At 37.9% G+C, this 1,522-nt stretch carries 3 protein-coding genes; all 3 read right to left on the bottom strand.

The annotated features are described in order from the left end of the window. Positions 1-161: 161 nt before the first annotated feature. Positions 162-431: a hypothetical protein gene (locus ABKW31_RS22895; RefSeq protein WP_348619033.1), complete on the bottom strand. Its 270-nt coding sequence runs from the start codon at positions 429-431 to the stop codon at positions 162-164. 166 nt (positions 432-597) lie between these two features. Next, positions 598-888: a hypothetical protein gene (locus ABKW31_RS22890; RefSeq protein ID WP_348619032.1), complete on the bottom strand. Its 291-nt coding sequence runs from the start codon at positions 886-888 to the stop codon at positions 598-600. A gap of 101 nt (positions 889-989) precedes the next feature. Next, on the bottom strand, positions 990-1,430 hold the full coding sequence (locus tag ABKW31_RS22885; protein WP_348619031.1) for a hypothetical protein: 441 nt from the start codon (positions 1,428-1,430) through the stop codon (positions 990-992). Positions 1,431-1,522: the final 92 nt, after the last annotated feature.

Genomic DNA, 1,522 nt, shown 5'->3' with positions numbered 1-1,522 from the left:
TAAGCACACCAAGCAACCGATTAGAAAAGAAATTAACAAATACCAACTATTCATAAATCCCTCTTTGCAACATAACGATTAACATATGGGGATTTTAGGAGCGCTGTTTCAGCGAGTAAAATTCCCACCATAATGTTTTTGTTATACGTAAATAGCATGTTCTAGAGCCACCATTTTAACAGTACAAATAACAGTAAAAAATTGATGTTAGCGACGAATAATCCAAAAATCGCTCGCAGAGTTTGAGTGTGCTCATGTGCTTTTTTGGCAATACTGATACCTACATATACAACCGCAGGATAAGAAATTAATAAAAAGGCAGATAACCAACTTAGCGGTTTTACAGCGGCTCCTGGGGCCAAAAATAAAAATATAGTCATATATAGAGCAAAGGGCCAAGCAACAATCGTTAGCGCAGATAAGACTGTCATTCCTCTACATATTAAAGTGATTGGGTTTCCGTACAAACTCTAATGTTTCCTTTACGTATAACTTTTCAATAACGGGCGCAGACATGTGGGGCATAATGGCGAAGCCGCCCCGCGTGTATGCGTCCCAGCGAACGAAGTGAGTGAGTTTATTGGTTTGTTATATGAACTACTTTCCATGAAAAAAGGACCAAAAACTTGACCTAGCTTGACGATACTTATGCCAGCTTTTAGGTTTGATTTTACAAAGAGTAAAGCCAACGCCAGTCAAAATGATGGGTATAAACAAAAATGTGCCTTTAGCTTCCCTGTCGTTTCTTTCAATACCATTAACTATGACTGTAGCTTCAGGGTCTAGAAGTAACTCTACCGCTGTATAGCCAAATACCAGTCCGACACCGATAAAGCATAAACCTACTAGACGAGTTAAAAATAAAAAAGTTGAAAATGGGAGTTGCACTCAATTTTTCCTGTTTATATAACGCTTTTTATAAACGGCGCGCGATTTTTGCGCGTCCAATGGAGGCCGTTTTTTGGCCGTAATGATGTTTGATAAATTTGTTATATGCCAAGCTTATCATTTGCTACCTCTCTGAATTGAGAGTAGTTGGCAGCATATTCCCAGATGCTAACGATGTGCCGTTTTTGTTCGTCGATGAGACAAAAAGTTTGGCAGTTAGGATAATCTTTTGAATTCTTAAGCTGCTCCCAAGCGTAGAATATAACTTGCTCATATTTATTGACTCGTATTCCATTGTTATTGAAAGTCATTGTGACTTTTAGCGTAGTAATGAAGCGAATAAGTAAAAATAAATATTTAGCACTCATATATGAAACTGCAAAAGCTAGTAACAATATAAAAGCAACTTTTGCGTTAAATTCCGAATCATTTGCCTTATATAAAAGATAAATAAACGTGGCAGGAAAAAAAGAGAATCCCGGCACCAAAATTACAGCGCAAATATACGCGAGAATTCTAGTATTTTTAGAATGTTCTACCATGCTACCTCTGGCATATAACGTTCAAAGCAACGGCGCGGCTTTTTGCGTCCGATGCCTTTGCTTGTTATTGCGCCAACCTAATGAACTATCGC

This window comes from Paraglaciecola sp. 25GB23A (assembly GCF_040012495.1).
GTDB lineage: Bacteria > Pseudomonadota > Gammaproteobacteria > Enterobacterales > Alteromonadaceae > Paraglaciecola.
Note: the sequence above shows the minus strand (reverse complement) of the source record. Positions and strands in the feature narration are given on the sequence as shown.

Excerpts from the sequence above, each read along its gene's own strand:
- ABKW31_RS22895 (WP_348619033.1), bottom strand. The coding sequence starts at position 431 with ATGACAGTCTTATCTGCGCTAACGATTGTTGCTTGGCCCTTTGCTCTA.
- ABKW31_RS22885 (WP_348619031.1), bottom strand. The coding sequence starts at position 1,430 with ATGGTAGAACATTCTAAAAATACTAGAATTCTCGCGTATATTTGCGCT.